Source organism: Labilibaculum sp. K2S (assembly GCF_030372765.1).
In the GTDB taxonomy this organism is placed as follows: Bacteria; Bacteroidota; Bacteroidia; order Bacteroidales; family Marinifilaceae; genus Labilibaculum.
The window spans coordinates 62,965-77,947 of record NZ_JAUCMW010000022.1; the positions used below are offsets into that span (position 1 = coordinate 62,965).

Here is a 14,983-nt window from a genome sequence, read left to right on the forward strand (position 1 = left end):
GTTTAAATTAGGTGTTGTTTATAAAATATTTGTGTACGTAAAAGTAGTAAAAGATTTAAATTTACTAAGAGGTAAAACCCTGAATTTAGTCCCTGTTATTCAATATTCTCATATTCAACAACAATTCCTCTTAAGGGATTGTTTTACAGATTGATACAAATATGATTTTTATCACATTTACAGCTTGCTGTTAAGCCTGTTTTGGATACAAAAAAACCCCATGTTAAAATGAGGTTTAGAATATTTTAATTGATTTAACTCAATCCTTTTAAAAACAAATTCTTAGATCTCTCGTGTCCTATAGAAGTTGCCGGACCATGCCCTGGATAAACACAAACTTCATCGTCAAGAACCAAAAGCTTGGTTTTGATTCCTTCAATTAATTGCTCGTAATTTCCGTAAGGTAAATCTGTTCGCCCAATACTTTCGCGAAATAAAACATCACCTGCGATTAAGAATTTTTGTTCCTCGTTATAAAACACTACATGACCAGGAGAATGTCCGGGAACATGAATAACTTTCAACTCCGAATTTCCAAATTTAATAATGTCACCTTCCTGAATCAGCTTACCAATAGGAGGTGGCTCCACCACATTTTCCAATCCTAATCGAACTCCGTAATTAGGAGCTTCAGCCAACAAAAATTCATCATCTTTATGAGCTTCGGTAAGCAAGCCAAACTGATCTTTCATAAATTGATTGCCCAAAACATGATCGATATGCAAATGCGTATTCAACTGCTTTACCAGTTTCAGCCCTTTCTTTTCAACAAAATCAATCAGCTTTCTGCCTTCGTCTTTAAAAAAAGCACCACAGTCAATCAAGACCGCTTCCCCGGTTTCATCATATAATATGTATGTGTTTTCCTGCCAGTGATTAAACACCAATGTTTCTATCGTAATCATATTCGAATATTTTTAAGTAGCCCAAATTTACATTTAATCATTAATTTAAAAAATACTGATGAAAGGAAAATTTAAAAGCCGTTTGTAATTATTTATTTCAACACTTTACAAATGAAAAACAACTCACACATTCTGATTTTTCAAGCTAAAAATTTCCAAAACCTTATAAACAGGTCCTTGTTGTGTTAAAAGACTTTCCATCAAAACAAATTCAGTAATTAGCAACTCACTATCCTGCCAATCTTTCCATTTCAGTAAGCATTCTTTTATCCTTTCCGGATTTTCAACTCCTCCTTTAATTCGGCCAATGGTCAGGTGAGGTGTATATTTATAATCCTCACGCACTTTACTTTTTTCAAGGTGAATTCGAATGTTCTCCTGCAGTTTATATAAGCCTGAAGTCGAATTAATGCCAGTCCATAAGATTCTTGGATGCTCGATTGAAGGAAAAGCACCCAGCGATTTTAAATTCAACCGAAAGGCATTAAGATTAGCTCCAATCGTCTTCAATTTATTAGTAATCATGGTTATTTCCTCCACACCGGTCTCTCCCAGAAAAAGAAGTGTAATGTGAAGTCCGTTTTTATTGACCCATTTTATTCTTTCTTCATTTAAATCAAATCCAACTTGACGAAAAAGCTCATTAATTTGATCTGTATTATCTATCTTTATTGCAACAAATATACGTTTCGTCTTCATTCTTTTAATTTGTATTAATACAAATGGAATTAGTTCAGGCTAATTCCCCAATAAAATATAAAGAACAGATATTCGTTTATTTAAAACAAACATCATAAACCGTAAAATAACGTATCACAAAATGAATTCAAAAAAAAAATTTGCAGTTGTTCTAGCAGGATCAGGTGTCTATGATGGTTCTGAAATTCATGAAGCAACCTTAGCCTTATATTCCATTTCAAAAAACGGAGGAAGCTATCAGGTTTTTGCTCCCAACGTCGATCAATACCATGTAATTAACCATATTACAGGAGAAGAAATGCCCGAAACAAGAAATGTATTGGTTGAGGCTGCTCGAATTGCTCGAGGGAATATCAAAGATTTAAAGGAGTTCTCGGCCGATGAGTTTGATGCCATTCTTTTTCCCGGTGGCTTTGGAGTTGCAAAAAATCTGTGCACATTTGCTTTTTCAGGTGCCGACTGTCAGGTAAATCCTGATGTAGAAGCCGCCTTAAAGGCGATGCACAAAGCAAAAAAACCAATCGGAGCCCTTTGCATCGCTCCTGCCCTTATTGCAAAAGTTCTGGGAGATGTTGAAGTTACCATTGGACAAGATGAAGAGGCAACTGAAGCAATTTCTAAAATGGGAGCCACTCATGTTGCAACAACTCACGGTGAAATTGTATTTGATAAAGAGAATAAAATTGTGACAACTCCTTGCTATATGCTTAATTCAACAATCGCTCAAATTGGCGATGAAGCAGATAATGTAGTGAAAACAATTATGGCATTATAAATTGGATGTTGGCTTTTAGCCAACATCACATTTCCTTCTATGAAAAACAGAAACACCAAAGATCCAGCCGAAAATCACATCTATCCTTTTATCCTTTCTAATTTAGTACTCTTTGTTGCTATTTTCTTCTCCCTCAATTCTGCACATGAGGCCGCAATACTTCTGTATAGTATTGCTCTGAATCTATTTGTCAACTGGCTGGTTTTTTACTCAACGCAAAAAAAGAAATTGATTCATTTTTCGGAATACTACAACAACTTGATTATAGGGATATTTTGCATTGCCTCCTTTTTACCGGTTTTTCTAATGATAATACCTGTACTTCTTTTTCCTGAAATCTCCAGCTTTATTTTACTTGTTTCAAGCCTGTTAATTTCTTTCCTACTCAAAAAAATAATCATTAAAAACTATAAGTGGGAAAAAAAGGCTGAGCAATACATGAACCTGTACCGAATGAATATCGAAGAAAAAAAAGAACAGGCCTTTAACGATTTAAAGAAGTTCATTAACGAATCCGGCCAAACTAAGTTTGCTGATTACTTAGAGAAAAACCAGATGTTTGATCGCAGAATGGAGGAATATCTAAGCACTAAACGTTAAAAACAGTTACTCTTTACAGGCTTCTTCGCCTTCTTTTATTCTATTTAGATGACAGAATAACAATTTTCCGGTTTTTTCATCACGCAAGTGCATTCCATTCCCTTCGCAATATTTAAACGAACTGCAATCGGAACATTCGCCTGTCTTCATCCAAGTTCTGTCTCTATAAATTGAATATTCATTCTCCCAAATCTCCTTAAAACTATTTTTATAGATATTCCCCTGCGAAAAGTTATCCCGAAGATTTGGACATGCCGAAATGGAACCGTCTATCAGAACAGAGGCTACATTAACACCCGCCCGGCAGAAAAACAAGTTATCACGCACCTCACCTTCGTAGTTTCCTAAAAACCCCTCACAACCGTAATTCAATTTGATATCCCCTTTTTTTCTTTCCCTTGCAATAAAATCGAACAGGTGTTTAAATTGTACCGGATTCAATTGCAATTCGCTATGTTCCTTTGCCCTTCCTATCGGAAAAACGGTGAATAGCCGCCATTCTTTAACGCCTTTGGATAAAAGCAGTTCCTTGAGCTGGTTTAATTCATTAAAATTCTTTTGATTCACACAGGTAACCACATCAAATTTAAGGTCATCTGTTTCGGATAAAAGCCCAATGGCATTTACTGCATTTTCAAAACTTTTTGGATTCCCTCTCAACCAATTGTGCGAATTCTCCAATCCATCCAAACTAATGGTAACGGCACGCAAACCAGCTTGCAAAAGAGATTGCAGTCTTTTAGAGCTAAGATGAAATCCATTGGAAACCATTCCCCACGGAAATCCCCTCTCATACAATTGTTTTCCACAAATTTCCAAATCATTTCGCAACAATGGTTCTCCACCTGTTAAAACAATCATGGTTTTATTTGGCTCAACAATGCCGGATACATCATCAATAGCTCCAATAAAATCAGAAACAGGCATGTCCTTTACTGCAGCTTCTTTTTTGCAATCGCTGCCACAATGCAAACAATTCAAATTGCAACGCAAGGTACATTCCCAAAATATATAATTGAGTTGATGCAGCTTTTTTGCATTGTCCCGGTATTTTCTAAAAAGTTCAAGAGCTATTTTTTTGCGTAACGAGAGTTTCGAATTCATTATTTGTCCTCTGATAGTTCAACATTCACTTCCTTTGCTGTTTCTCCACTGTCCCACGACCCCGTACTGTTTACGAACTGAGGGTCTTTAAATTCTACAATGCTGTCTTTTAAAAGGTAACTGCCATTATCACTGCCATCAATATCTTCGTACCGAACTGTGAAATTTTGATCCTGAGGAAATTCAACAACCTGTAATGCATACTCTCCCTTTTCATCGGTGTAAGTTGAATCGTATTGCATTTTCACTTTAATATTCGGTATCGCCACCTCACTTTCAGAAGTTACTGTTCCGTAAATTTTGAAGGTTGCATGAGGTGTTCCATACTCAACAGCACCATTTCCTCCACCATCACATCCGGTAAAAGAAATTGTACCACCTATGCCCATAATGGATAAAAGGACCGCAATTAATTTGTTGTACTTCTTCAATACTTTTTTTCTCATAACATTAAGTTTTAATTATCTGATGCAGAACCATACTAAAGGTTGCTTCTAATAAACAAAAACATGATTATCAACTCATGTCGACACTCCAAATTACAAGAAACAAACACATTAATCGACACAAAAACGCCCATTCTATTGGCCCTTCGTCTCTGTGAGGCTCCCTTCGCATAAAGTAGGCCTTCCTTCGTGCCTGTGACCCTCCCTTCGTAAGAATTATCCAAATCTTCGCACCTGTGAGCCTCCCTTCGCAAAAGTAAGCCTCCCTTCTTCTCTGTGACCCGCCCTTCGCACCTGTGACCCTCCCTTCGCAAAAGTAAGCGCTCTTCACGGGGCTTTCAGAAGGTTTTCAATTTTAATTGATTCTCCTCATTGGTAATTTCCCCGGAGGTGGCAATTCGCCGCGTTTCATTCTGTCGAGTATTTCTTCAATCATCCAATCGTCGCCCAAAGGATCGTATTCTGCTTTTAGCGATGAGCCAAACATCGCAGCCACCGATTGCCAGAATATTGCTGCAAACGATCCTTTCAACTCCTTTAAATGATTGTAGCTGGTATTTCCGGTTTCCCGATCAATCAATTTCATCATCAATTTGCCTTGCGAAATCTTCAGTTTCATCAGAGGTTTTTTGTAATCTTTCATCAAACCATTGTATTCTTTTCGGATGAGTTTACGGCGTTGTTTTTTGCTTTCAATTCCTTCTAAATCTTTGGTAAGCCTTCCAATAGTTTCATTGGCGGCCTCGGCATAAGGATAAACAATCCGAATATTTCGAACCATCCGCCAGTATTGTCTGGTATTTTGATAATGCTTTCTTCTCTTTTTTTTGCAGCGTACAATTTTAACCTCGTCGAGATTAACATGCAAATTGGAATCGAGAAAGATGATCGTGTCTTGTTGTGAAAATGAGCGAATACTGCACAACTCCTTTGCTGATGCCGAAGCAGCAAAAGCAAATAAGATAATCAAGCCTGTTGTAAACCATCTGACCATAACGAAAATTCCTAACCAAAGATAATCTTTCCTATCTTTAAGTGTATTTCCAGACTTTGACAAATTATTAAATTTTGAGAAAACACAAATAAGATTAAACCCAATTCGAACCAAAGCGATGCGTTAAGGATTGCAGCGGCTACCCCACAGCATTGCTTGAAACGAAGTGGAAAGGAATAGCGAGGAGTAATAGCGAAAAGCCTGACCTGACTTCCCCGAAACAATTGTGCAGGGGAAATTAGGAAACGCCAAAAAACCAATAATTTAAATGAGTCGACACTTAGGTCTCAACGCTAACACTACTTAACATAGCACGATAAGTAACTTACAGATTCGAACTCTTCGTATTGATCATGATTTTAACGATTTCAGACACGGATATGGAAAATTGAAATTTACTTAACGCAATTCTTTTCTATGCCCCAAATTTTTCTTTCATTTGCAAATCTAAAAACATAAATTTTTAGACGCAAACAACTAAAACAAACGGTACTTTAATTGAGAGGTATGACAAAGTATGTAGAATTAAATGTGAGCTCGGAAATTGGAGAATTGGAAGGTGTAATCCTTCATACTCCTGGTTCGGAAGTTGAAAACATGACTCCCGAAAATGCCGAGAGAGCTCTTTACAGTGATATTTTAAACCTATCGGTTGCAAAAGATGAATACAAACAATTAAGCGGTGTTCTTTCTGAAATTGCTGAAACCTATCAGGTTAAAGATTTACTGGCTGATGTTCTTGCAGATGACAAAGCCAAAGAGAATGTTATTGACAAAATTTCTGCAATGGAACCTCAGATAAGTGTTAAAGGAAACACCTACTGTATAAAAGATTTCCTGCTGGAACAAACCCCTTTAGATCTTGCTTCTCTATTAATTGAAGGTGTTCCTCTAAAAAGGGACAACCTGACTAAATTTCTAAGTAAGGAACGATATGCGATGCGGCCATTGCACAATTTCTTCTTTACCAGAGATGCTTCAATGTCGGTTCTGGATGAGGTTCTGATTGGTAAAATGGCCAGTTCGGTTCGCGATAGAGAATCTTTGATTATGCAGGCGATTTTTGATTATACTCCTGGATTTAAAACAAAAACGGTAAATCCTATTGATAATCCTGAAATGGATCCGAATTGTACCATTGAAGGAGGCGATGTATTAATTGCCCGTGAAGATATCATGATTATTGGTAACGGAACCCGTACTTCAACTCAGGGTATTGACTTTATTCTGGCTCAGTTACTTTGCCAAAAAGACAAAACACAACGCCATTTATTAATACAGGAGTTGCCAAGTCATCCGGAATCTTTCATTCATTTGGATATGGTATTTACCCTTTTAGATGTTGATAAATGTATGGTTTACGAACCCTTAATTATCCGTCCAAACAAATACCAAACTGTTCACATTGCCATTGAAAATGGAAAAGTGATTTCTATCACCCGTGAGAACAATCTTCTTCAGGCTCTGAAAAAACTTGGAATGGATTTGAAACCTATTTATTGTGGCGGAAACGGAGATCCTTGGAATCAGGAAAGGGAGCAATGGCACAGCGGAGCTAACTTTTTTGCCGTTGGTCCGGGAAAAGTGATTGGTTACGGACGAAATATCCATACCATGGATGCAATGAATAAAAACGGATTCGAAATTCTTCGTGCTAAAGACATTATTCGTCATAAAGTTGAACTTTCGGATTACGATAAATATGTAATTACCCTTGAGGGATCGGAATTGCCACGTGGTGGCGGCGGTGCACGCTGCATGACGATGCCTGTTCGCCGCAAACCTGTTAACTGGTAATAATACCAACAAAATAAACGAAAGGAATCCCAAAAGGATTCCTTTTTTTATATTTTTGTAGCCAATTCTATTATTGACCTTATATATATTCCAATAAAAGCAATGAGAAAACTAAAAAACAGCGAGCTAAACAGAAAAAGTATCGATGAGTTTAAAGAATCTGAAAAAACTCCCATCATCATTGTTTTGGATAATGTAAGAAGCTTAAATAACATTGGTTCTGTTTTCAGAACATCGGATGCACTTTTGGTTGAAGCTGTATATCTTTGTGGAATTACTGCCACACCACCTCACCGCGAGTTGCACAAAACTGCTTTAGGAGCAGAAGATTCTGTTCATTGGGAATATTTCGAAAAAACGGAAGATGCCGTTGAAAAATTAAAAACCAATGGATTTGATGTTTACTCTGTTGAACAAGCAGAAAACAGCACTTCTTTAGAAAATTTCACAATGAATTCCGCGAAGAAATATGCCTTGGTTTTTGGAAATGAAGTAAAAGGTGTTCAACAGAATATTGTAAGTCTTTCTGAAGGTTGTATAGAAATACCTCAGTTCGGTACCAAGCACTCTTTTAATGTATCGGTAAGCTGTGGAATCGTGCTTTGGGATCTTTTCTCAAAACTAAACTATCAGAAAAAGTAAGCTTACTCCTGAAGATTAAATTCTAAGGTAATAACCGATCCCGGGAATTCTTTTTCATGTAATTTTGAAAAGCTTCGGTGCTTCACCTGTTTCCAAACTCCATCGCCCGATATAATTTGAATTTTGCCTTGATTTTGCTTTATAAACTGACGAATAGTGTACAATCCAATTCCTTTGTGATTCTCTTTTTCTGTGGTATGCCCGTTCTCAACAGCCCACTCGATGGCTCCTACACCATTTAGCCTTTTATTAAGAGTTTTATTTACGAGTAAACTAAATGGTCGCCCCTGACTTACAATGCTTATTAAAAGCTTCTTATTATAAACAGAATAGTAGTGTGCAATAAAAACTTCTTTGCAGTTGCTATGTGCGAAAGCATTCCGATAAACTTCAGCCACACACAATTGAACAGCCATTTTCAGCTGCTTATTTAATTTCACTTCAGGTCGCTCAGGAAAGATCCTCTTTTCCAGATAATCAGCTAAAGCCTCTTCATCTACCGAAGCAAACTGCTGGCATTTCACAAAACACTTCCATAAATATTTTCGGGCAGAACCATTAATCAGCTTCTTAGAATTAAATAAGTTTTGAATGGGCTCCTGCATGTTCACAAGTCGAACTTTATTCTTCCTGCGCTCCAAACCGGCAATAACACTTCCCAAAATGGCAAACAAATTGGATTCAATCACCTTAGTGTTTGCAAAATTCAGAACAATTTGCTCCTCAAAACAATTCTTTGTTTGGTGATGCATTTCCGAAAAGAAAACATAGCCTTGAAAATTGTTTACTACCTTATATGGGAATTGGATTTCCATTCTACAATCAAATTAATTCATTATTCCACTGATAATAGTGAGAAGACGAAGATAAAAAATCTACTGAACAAATTACTTTACAAGAATAAAAAAAGCGACCCATAAATGGGTCGCTTTTAAATATTTTAGTGAATAACGAATTATTCAACGATAGCTTTGAATTTAGCATCTTCGAAAACTTTAACAAATTCCATGTCGGTTTTTGCAGTAGCTTTTAAAGAAGCATCTTTAGCAACAGCTGTTTCAAGGTTTGTGAAAACAAGATTGTTGTTATCAGTTCTTGCACCAACAACAGCTTTCAAATAATAAACAATAGCATCATCACTGGTGTTAGCATTTAGCTTGTCTAAAGCAACGTTGTATTTTCCAACAAGAATGTTAGCCAATGCAGCATTAGCAGCAGTACACTCACCAAATTGCTTCACAGCTGTATCGTATTGTGCTTTTTTAACTGCAACAATACCTAAGTTGTAATTTACTTCGTTTCCAGCTCCGGTTGCAGCTCCGAAAAGAACTTCAGCTTCGCTTACATTACCGTTAACTAACTCAACAGCACCTAAGTTGTTTTTAACAACAGGATTGTTTGCAGATAGTTGATCAGCTTTTTCAAAGTTAGATTTCGCTTCAGATACTTTATTCATTCCGAATAAGATCATACCAGCATCGTTATAACCTCTCCAATCGTTAGAGAATTGTTTTTTAGCAGATTCATAAACGGCTAATTTATCATCAGCAGATTCTACTAAAGTAGCAGCAAATAACAATTCTTCAGCATTTAATTCAGAAGGGTTATTTAAAGCAAGAGATTTTAATTCAGCATCAGTTTTTCCAATCAGGTCAACATTAACGGTGAATTTAGCTCTTCTCAATTTAGGAAGTACTTCTTTCTTCACTTCATCAAAAGCAGCAGAAATGTTTCTAATTTCTTTTTCACGTACTTCAGGATCTGAATACATTGAAAGAACACGTAAAATCAACTCTTTATCTTGAATGTTTGAAGCTTTCATTAATTCCTGGAATCCAGCCCAATCTTCAGGAGTTACTTTGCTTTTAAAGAATTCTTCAGCAGCATATTCACTCATTTTAGCTTTCTTCATTTCTTTTTTAATGTACTTAGAAGAAGAACCTTCACGTTTAGTAGCTAATTTCTCATTAAAATCCTGCTTTCCGTCAGGAGATGCATAAGCCGCAACTTCCACACCTTTGTATTCTTTATTCTCATCCATCTTAGCAGCATCTAAATATGCTTTAAGAGCAGCAATATCTTCAGATTTCATTTCTGACCAACGAACTTCAGAGCTGTTAATCAAGTAATGAAGTTCTGCTTCTTTACTTTCTGGAATAATTCTTTGGAAAGCATCTTTTCCAACAATACTACGTGGAGCATTTTGAACCAAAGTAGCAGTAGCGATAACACCATCAGCAACTTTATACGGATCAAATTCCTGAGACTTATCACCTTTACTTCCAACCATTCTTACTTCAAGATCAGAAATTCTCATCGCTTGTTCGTAAGGGATTTTTCCTGTATAGGTGATTGTTTTACCTGTTTCGTAAGGAACAACTGTATTGTTTCCTTGAACTTTTTCACCTTGCAAAGTTTTTGAAGGGAAAGCTTTCTCTCCTGATTCAAATTTTAAAACCGGAGTTGCAACTAAAACAACATTCTTGTTGAAATACTTTGCAGGAATATTAACAGTGATTTTTACATCAACCATATCTGCATGAGCTTCCAAAACTTCAGGAGTCACTTGATACTTGATGTTACTTGCTTCTTTCTTCATTTTGCTCAATCCTGCACAACTCGTAAGAACTGCAACTGATAACAGCAAAGAAGCCAGGGAAATAACCTTTGATCTTTTCATAATAACTACTTAATTATTTTAACTTTAAACATTATAATCTAGTTCAGAAACAAATTTAAGAAAATTTATGCAAATTAAATCGATTCGATAATTTTATTTGATACAACAAGGCTTTCAGAGAATAATTCTATTTACCCCCTTTTTGCAGTTAAAAGCGAATATAGCATCCGAAACTTTCCTGTAATCTGCTGGATTATTAACGAAATCGATATTGTTTGTATCTATAACAAGAAAACTTAGTTCCTGTTGTTGTTTAAAAAACCCGAAATAACTATCCTGAATTTTCTGTAGATAGTCTGCTGAAATTTCTTGTTCATACTCTCTCCCTCTGCTTTTTATGTTGCTTAAGAGCTTATCTACATTTGAATGAAGATAGACGTATAAATCTGGTTTTGGCAAGGAGTTATAAATAATATGAAAAAATTGCCGATACAGACTATACTCATCATCCTTAAGCGTTTGCTTCGAAAATATCAATGATTTCATAAAGTAATAATCCGCAATAGTAAATGATTTAAATAAATCTCTCTCGCTTAATTCCTTCTTTAACTGATTGTATCGATCTGCTAAAAAAGACATTTCCAAAGGAAATGAATACTTATCCGGATCCTTATAAAATTTGGGCAAAAACGGATTCGTTGCGAACTGCTCCAAAATTAGCTTCGCATTATATTGTTCCGCAATTTTATGAGAGAGTGAGGTTTTACCTGCACCAATATTTCCTTCTATTACGATAAATTTATAATCCATTAATACTGAGTTACTGATTTGGAGACATAAAAATAGAAAATGAGGCACAAATATCAGGCTTTTTTAAAAAAAATTAAGAGCCATTGCAAATAAAATAGTAACAACATCTCCTAACTATAATAAAATTGAAAAAGTCCATCAATAGATTCAGAATTCTTCTAATTTAAGAAGTTTCTTTTCAATCTAAATCTGTTTCCCTTCCCGAAATAAAACCTTATCTTTTCTGCTCCCCAGAACATTTCCGACCAACATTCCAATTCCTGAAATCAGAAAAAATACCGACGGGTTGAAACTATAAAATATTCCATAAGACAAAAGAAGCCCGAAACCAGCCCCAAGTAATGTGTATATTGCTGAATAGGTATAAGTGAAATGATAGGCCTGAAATACTTTATGTTTATCTTTTAAGTGCATTAAAAAGATTTCAACTTTTTTCTCATATTCGCTTCTATTTACACCTGACTTATTAATTAACCGATCCAACTCCAGTACGATAGTTTCCAATTCTTTTCGGGCATATTTACATTCTAAACAACTCTCATCATTATTTAAATGCTTTGCTATTCTTTTCAGCTTTTCAATTTGATAAAATCGATAATCACGTACTGATATATAAAGATCAATTTGTTCATCAATTTCATTTGAAATTTTGCTCACCCAATTTTCATCCATAAAGCCAATTCTGTTTTTAGAAGTTTTAAAGTTAGGAATTCAACCAATAACAAAAAAAATCCCGGAATAAATCCGGGATTTCTAATCATATATTTGATTTACTATTTGTCTTCTTTCTCTGGCTTAGGCAACAAGGCTTTTCTGGAAAGTTTCAGTTTACCCGACTTAGCGTCAACTTCAATAAGTTTCACCTCAATAATCTGACCTTCTTTCAAAACTTCATCAACTGTGTTTAGTCTTCTGTGTTCTATTTCAGAAATATGAAGCAAACCATCTTTTCCTGGAAGAACTTCAACAAAAGCACCAAATGCTACAATTGATTTTACTTTTCCTTTGTAGATTTCTCCAACTTCAGGAATGGCTACAATACCCTTAATACGAGCTAAAGCCGCATCAATTGCTTCTTTATTATTAGCAGAAATATCAACAACACCTTTATTGTCGATTTCTTCAATAACAAGAACAGCACCTGTTGATTCCTGAATTTCCTGAATGATCTTTCCACCTGGTCCGATTACTGCACCAATCATATCTTTTGGTATTTCAATAGATACAATACGCGGAGCATGAGGTTTCAAATCTTCTCTTGGTTCACTAATGGTTTCCTTAATTTTTCCAAGAATATGAAGACGACCCAAACGTGCCTGATCTAATGCTTGAGCTAAAACTTCGTAAGGAAGTCCATCCACTTTAATATCCATTTGAGTAGCTGTAATACCATCTTTAGTACCAGTTACTTTAAAGTCCATATCACCTAAATGATCTTCATCTCCTAAAATGTCAGATAATACTGCATATTTCTCAGCCCCCTTAGTTGAGATCAATCCCATTGCAATACCTGACACTGGATTTTTAATCTTAATGCCTGCATCCATCAACGCCAATGTTCCTGCACATACAGTAGCCATTGAAGAAGAACCATTCGATTCTAAAATATCAGAAACAACACGAATAGCATATGGAGAATCGCTGGGAATCATTCCTTTTAAAGCTCTAAAAGCAAGATTTCCGTGACCTACTTCTCTACGGCTAATACCACGCGATGGACGGGCATCTCCAGTTGAAAATGAAGGGAAATTATAATGAAGAACAAATTTCTCTTTTCCTCTGTACAATACATCATCCACCATTTTCTCATCCAACTTAGTCCCTAAAGTAACTGAAGTCAATGATTGAGTTTCACCTCTGGTAAATACTGCTGAACCGTGAGCACCTGGCAAATAATCAATTTCAGACCAAATTGGACGGATTTCGTCAGTTTTACGACCGTCTAAACGTATACGATCTTCTAAAACCATTTCTCTAACAGCATCTTTTTCAACATCGTGATAGTAACGACCAATCAAAGACTTATTAATCTCTGAAGCCTCTTTACCCTCAGAATATTCAGCAATAAACTCTTCTTTTATTGCACCAAATGCATCAGAACGTTCGTGCTTATTTGGGTTTTGTAATCTTGCCACTGCTAATACCTTAGCATATGTTTTATCCACGACTAACTGACGAAGTTCTTCATCATTAGTTTCGTGACAATATTCTCTTTTAACAGTTTTACCTGTTAATTCTGCCAATTCAATTTGAACCTGACATTGAGCTTTAATAGCTTCATGACCGAATTTGATAGCTTCCAGCATTTCAGCTTCAGAAATTTCAGACATTTCACCTTCAACCATCATGATGTTATCCATGGTAGCAGCAATAATCATATCAAGATCAGCAGTTGCTAATTCTGTACGAGATGGATTAATCATCATTTTACCATCGATTCGGGCAACACGAACTTCAGAAATTGGTTCTGAAAATGGAACATCAGATACCGCAATCGCTGCAGATGCAGCTAAACCTGCAAGAGCGTCAGGCATATCATCTGCATCAACCGAAATAAGGTTAATGGAAACAAAAGTTTCTGCATGGTAATCTGCAGGAAATAATGGACGTAGAGCACGATCCACAAGACGACAAACAAGAATTTCATAATCTGAAGGTCTGCCTTCACGCTTCATGAAACCTCCAGGGAATCTACCCAATGCACTAAATTTTTCCTTATATTCTACCGACAAAGGCATAAAATCGACATCAGCTTTTGCATCTTTTGCAGACACAACAGTAGCCAACAACATGGTCTTACCCATTTTAACTACAACAGCTCCATCAGCTTGTTTTGCTAACTTCCCTGTTTCAATTGTGATGGACCTTCCATCACCTAATTCAATTATTTTTTCAATCACTTTCATCTTTGTGTAGTTTATTTCAAACTCTTTTTAGGATAAGCAACAAGATGTCGCTATATATTATAAAAAGCAATCCCGATTGCTCGGGATTGCTTTAATATGATATTATTTACGAATATTTAAAGCTTTGATAATAGCTCTGTATCTTTCAATATCTTTTGCTTTTAAGTAATCTAGAAAATTTCTTCTTTTACCTACTAGCAATTGCAGTGCACGTTGGGTACTGTAATCTTTTCTGTTTTTCTTTAAATGCTCAGTCAAGTGACTGATACGGTATGAAAACAAAGCTACTTGTGATTCTGCAGTCCCAGTATCTTTGTTAGACTTCCCGTACTTCTCGAAAAGCTCTTGCTTTTTCTCTGCTGATAAATACATAATTCTTTTATTTGAAAATTTAAAACTTATTATAACTGATTGCTTTATACAACCAGTTCGCAAAATTAAGCAATATTTTCTACAAAGCAAGATATAGCAATAAAAACATCTATTCAAAATACTGAATTATTGCAAATTACTTCCATTACGAGCCGATTGGCTATTACTTACAGTACTTCCATAATTATTCACCTCACCTAATCTGTAAGCAAATGAGAATTTACCGCATAAAAAAAGAGTCTCATTCCATTGTGGAACAAGACTCTTTTAAAAGTTGGCATCGACCTACTCTCCCACCACCGGCAGTACCATC

At 35.9% G+C, this 14,983-nt stretch carries 15 protein-coding genes; 4 read left to right on the forward strand and 11 right to left on the reverse strand.

Annotation, left to right across the window (positions count from 1 at the left end):
* Positions 1–254: 254 nt before the first annotated feature.
* Entirely contained in the window at positions 255–905 is a 651-nt protein-coding gene (locus QUH73_RS17940; RefSeq protein ID WP_289531814.1) for an MBL fold metallo-hydrolase, read from the reverse strand.
* Positions 906–1,028: 123 nt separating this feature from the next.
* Positions 1,029–1,604 carry an RNA 2',3'-cyclic phosphodiesterase gene (gene thpR, locus QUH73_RS17945; RefSeq protein ID WP_289531815.1) on the reverse strand — a complete coding sequence of 192 codons (576 nt, stop codon included), beginning with the start codon at positions 1,602–1,604 and terminating at the stop codon, positions 1,029–1,031.
* 121 nt (positions 1,605–1,725) lie between these two features.
* Between thpR and elbB the strand changes: the two genes are divergently transcribed.
* Both elbB and QUH73_RS17955 read left to right on the forward strand, forming a co-directional pair.
* Positions 1,726–2,379, forward strand: a complete 654-nt coding sequence (gene elbB / locus QUH73_RS17950; RefSeq protein WP_289531816.1) for an isoprenoid biosynthesis glyoxalase ElbB — start codon at positions 1,726–1,728, stop codon at positions 2,377–2,379.
* Positions 2,380–2,418: 39 nt separating this feature from the next.
* A complete protein-coding gene (locus QUH73_RS17955; RefSeq protein WP_289531817.1) occupies positions 2,419–2,979 on the forward strand; it encodes a hypothetical protein in 561 nt (186 codons plus the stop codon).
* A gap of 6 nt (positions 2,980–2,985) precedes the next feature.
* Here QUH73_RS17955 and QUH73_RS17960 read toward each other — a convergent pair whose 3' ends face one another.
* From QUH73_RS17960 to QUH73_RS17970, 3 genes are all read right to left on the reverse strand, one after another.
* Positions 2,986–4,083, reverse strand: coding sequence for a TIGR04133 family radical SAM/SPASM protein (locus tag QUH73_RS17960; RefSeq protein WP_289531818.1), 1,098 nt, complete (start codon positions 4,081–4,083; stop codon positions 2,986–2,988).
* The gene (locus QUH73_RS17965) at positions 4,083–4,529 is read right to left on the reverse strand and encodes a radical SAM-associated putative lipoprotein (RefSeq protein ID WP_289531819.1); all 447 of its coding nucleotides are present in this window, start codon (positions 4,527–4,529) and stop codon (positions 4,083–4,085) included. The genes QUH73_RS17960 and QUH73_RS17965 overlap by 1 nt, the downstream gene beginning before the upstream one ends.
* Positions 4,530–4,884: 355 nt before the next feature.
* Positions 4,885–5,586, reverse strand: a complete 702-nt coding sequence (locus tag QUH73_RS17970; protein WP_289531820.1) for a DUF4294 domain-containing protein — start codon at positions 5,584–5,586, stop codon at positions 4,885–4,887.
* A 444-nt stretch (positions 5,587–6,030) separates the two neighbouring features.
* Here QUH73_RS17970 and QUH73_RS17975 point away from each other — a divergent pair, with 444 nt between their 5' ends.
* Entirely contained in the window at positions 6,031–7,320 is a 1,290-nt protein-coding gene (locus tag QUH73_RS17975) for an arginine deiminase (protein WP_289531821.1), read from the forward strand.
* Between the two features lie 102 nt (positions 7,321–7,422).
* Complete coding sequence (locus QUH73_RS17980) at positions 7,423–7,962, forward strand: RNA methyltransferase (protein WP_289531822.1); 540 nt, start codon at positions 7,423–7,425, stop codon at positions 7,960–7,962.
* Between the two features lie 2 nt (positions 7,963–7,964).
* On the opposite strand, the gene QUH73_RS17985 is transcribed toward QUH73_RS17980, so the two are convergent.
* The 6 genes from QUH73_RS17985 to rpsO form a co-directional block, all read right to left on the reverse strand.
* Positions 7,965–8,777 carry a hypothetical protein gene (locus QUH73_RS17985; protein ID WP_289531823.1) on the reverse strand — a complete coding sequence of 271 codons (813 nt, stop codon included), beginning with the start codon at positions 8,775–8,777 and terminating at the stop codon, positions 7,965–7,967.
* Between the two features lie 140 nt (positions 8,778–8,917).
* Positions 8,918–10,642 carry a tetratricopeptide repeat protein gene (locus QUH73_RS17990; RefSeq protein WP_289531824.1) on the reverse strand — a complete coding sequence of 575 codons (1,725 nt, stop codon included), beginning with the start codon at positions 10,640–10,642 and terminating at the stop codon, positions 8,918–8,920.
* Between the two features lie 114 nt (positions 10,643–10,756).
* The gene (locus QUH73_RS17995; RefSeq protein WP_289531825.1) at positions 10,757–11,392 is read right to left on the reverse strand and encodes a deoxynucleoside kinase; all 636 of its coding nucleotides are present in this window, start codon (positions 11,390–11,392) and stop codon (positions 10,757–10,759) included.
* Positions 11,393–11,575: 183 nt separating this feature from the next.
* Positions 11,576–12,064: a hypothetical protein gene (locus QUH73_RS18000; protein WP_289531826.1), complete on the reverse strand. Its 489-nt coding sequence runs from the start codon at positions 12,062–12,064 to the stop codon at positions 11,576–11,578.
* A 101-nt stretch (positions 12,065–12,165) separates the two neighbouring features.
* Complete coding sequence (pnp, locus tag QUH73_RS18005; protein WP_289531827.1) at positions 12,166–14,298, reverse strand: polyribonucleotide nucleotidyltransferase; 2,133 nt, start codon at positions 14,296–14,298, stop codon at positions 12,166–12,168.
* Positions 14,299–14,400: 102 nt separating this feature from the next.
* Positions 14,401–14,670, reverse strand: a complete 270-nt coding sequence (gene rpsO, locus QUH73_RS18010; RefSeq protein ID WP_101263426.1) for a 30S ribosomal protein S15 — start codon at positions 14,668–14,670, stop codon at positions 14,401–14,403.
* Positions 14,671–14,983 lie beyond the last annotated feature (313 nt).

Bases quoted from the DNA above. Each gene is read 5' to 3' on its own strand.
- QUH73_RS17940 (WP_289531814.1), bottom strand. From the start codon at position 905: ATGATTACGATAGAAACATTGGTGTTTAATCACTGGCAGGAAAACACA.
- thpR (WP_289531815.1), bottom strand. From the start codon at position 1,604: ATGAAGACGAAACGTATATTTGTTGCAATAAAGATAGATAATACAGAT.
- elbB (WP_289531816.1), top strand. From the start codon at position 1,726: ATGAATTCAAAAAAAAAATTTGCAGTTGTTCTAGCAGGATCAGGTGTC.
- QUH73_RS17955 (WP_289531817.1), top strand. From the start codon at position 2,419: ATGAAAAACAGAAACACCAAAGATCCAGCCGAAAATCACATCTATCCT.
- QUH73_RS17960 (WP_289531818.1), bottom strand. From the start codon at position 4,083: ATGAATTCGAAACTCTCGTTACGCAAAAAAATAGCTCTTGAACTTTTT.
- QUH73_RS17965 (WP_289531819.1), bottom strand. From the start codon at position 4,529: ATGAGAAAAAAAGTATTGAAGAAGTACAACAAATTAATTGCGGTCCTT.
- QUH73_RS17975 (WP_289531821.1), top strand. From the start codon at position 6,031: ATGACAAAGTATGTAGAATTAAATGTGAGCTCGGAAATTGGAGAATTG.
- QUH73_RS17980 (WP_289531822.1), top strand. From the start codon at position 7,423: ATGAGAAAACTAAAAAACAGCGAGCTAAACAGAAAAAGTATCGATGAG.
- QUH73_RS17985 (WP_289531823.1), bottom strand. From the start codon at position 8,777: ATGGAAATCCAATTCCCATATAAGGTAGTAAACAATTTTCAAGGCTAT.
- QUH73_RS17990 (WP_289531824.1), bottom strand. From the start codon at position 10,642: ATGAAAAGATCAAAGGTTATTTCCCTGGCTTCTTTGCTGTTATCAGTT.
- QUH73_RS17995 (WP_289531825.1), bottom strand. From the start codon at position 11,392: ATGGATTATAAATTTATCGTAATAGAAGGAAATATTGGTGCAGGTAAA.
- QUH73_RS18000 (WP_289531826.1), bottom strand. From the start codon at position 12,064: ATGGATGAAAATTGGGTGAGCAAAATTTCAAATGAAATTGATGAACAA.
- pnp (WP_289531827.1), bottom strand. From the start codon at position 14,298: ATGAAAGTGATTGAAAAAATAATTGAATTAGGTGATGGAAGGTCCATC.
- rpsO (WP_101263426.1), bottom strand. From the start codon at position 14,670: ATGTATTTATCAGCAGAGAAAAAGCAAGAGCTTTTCGAGAAGTACGGG.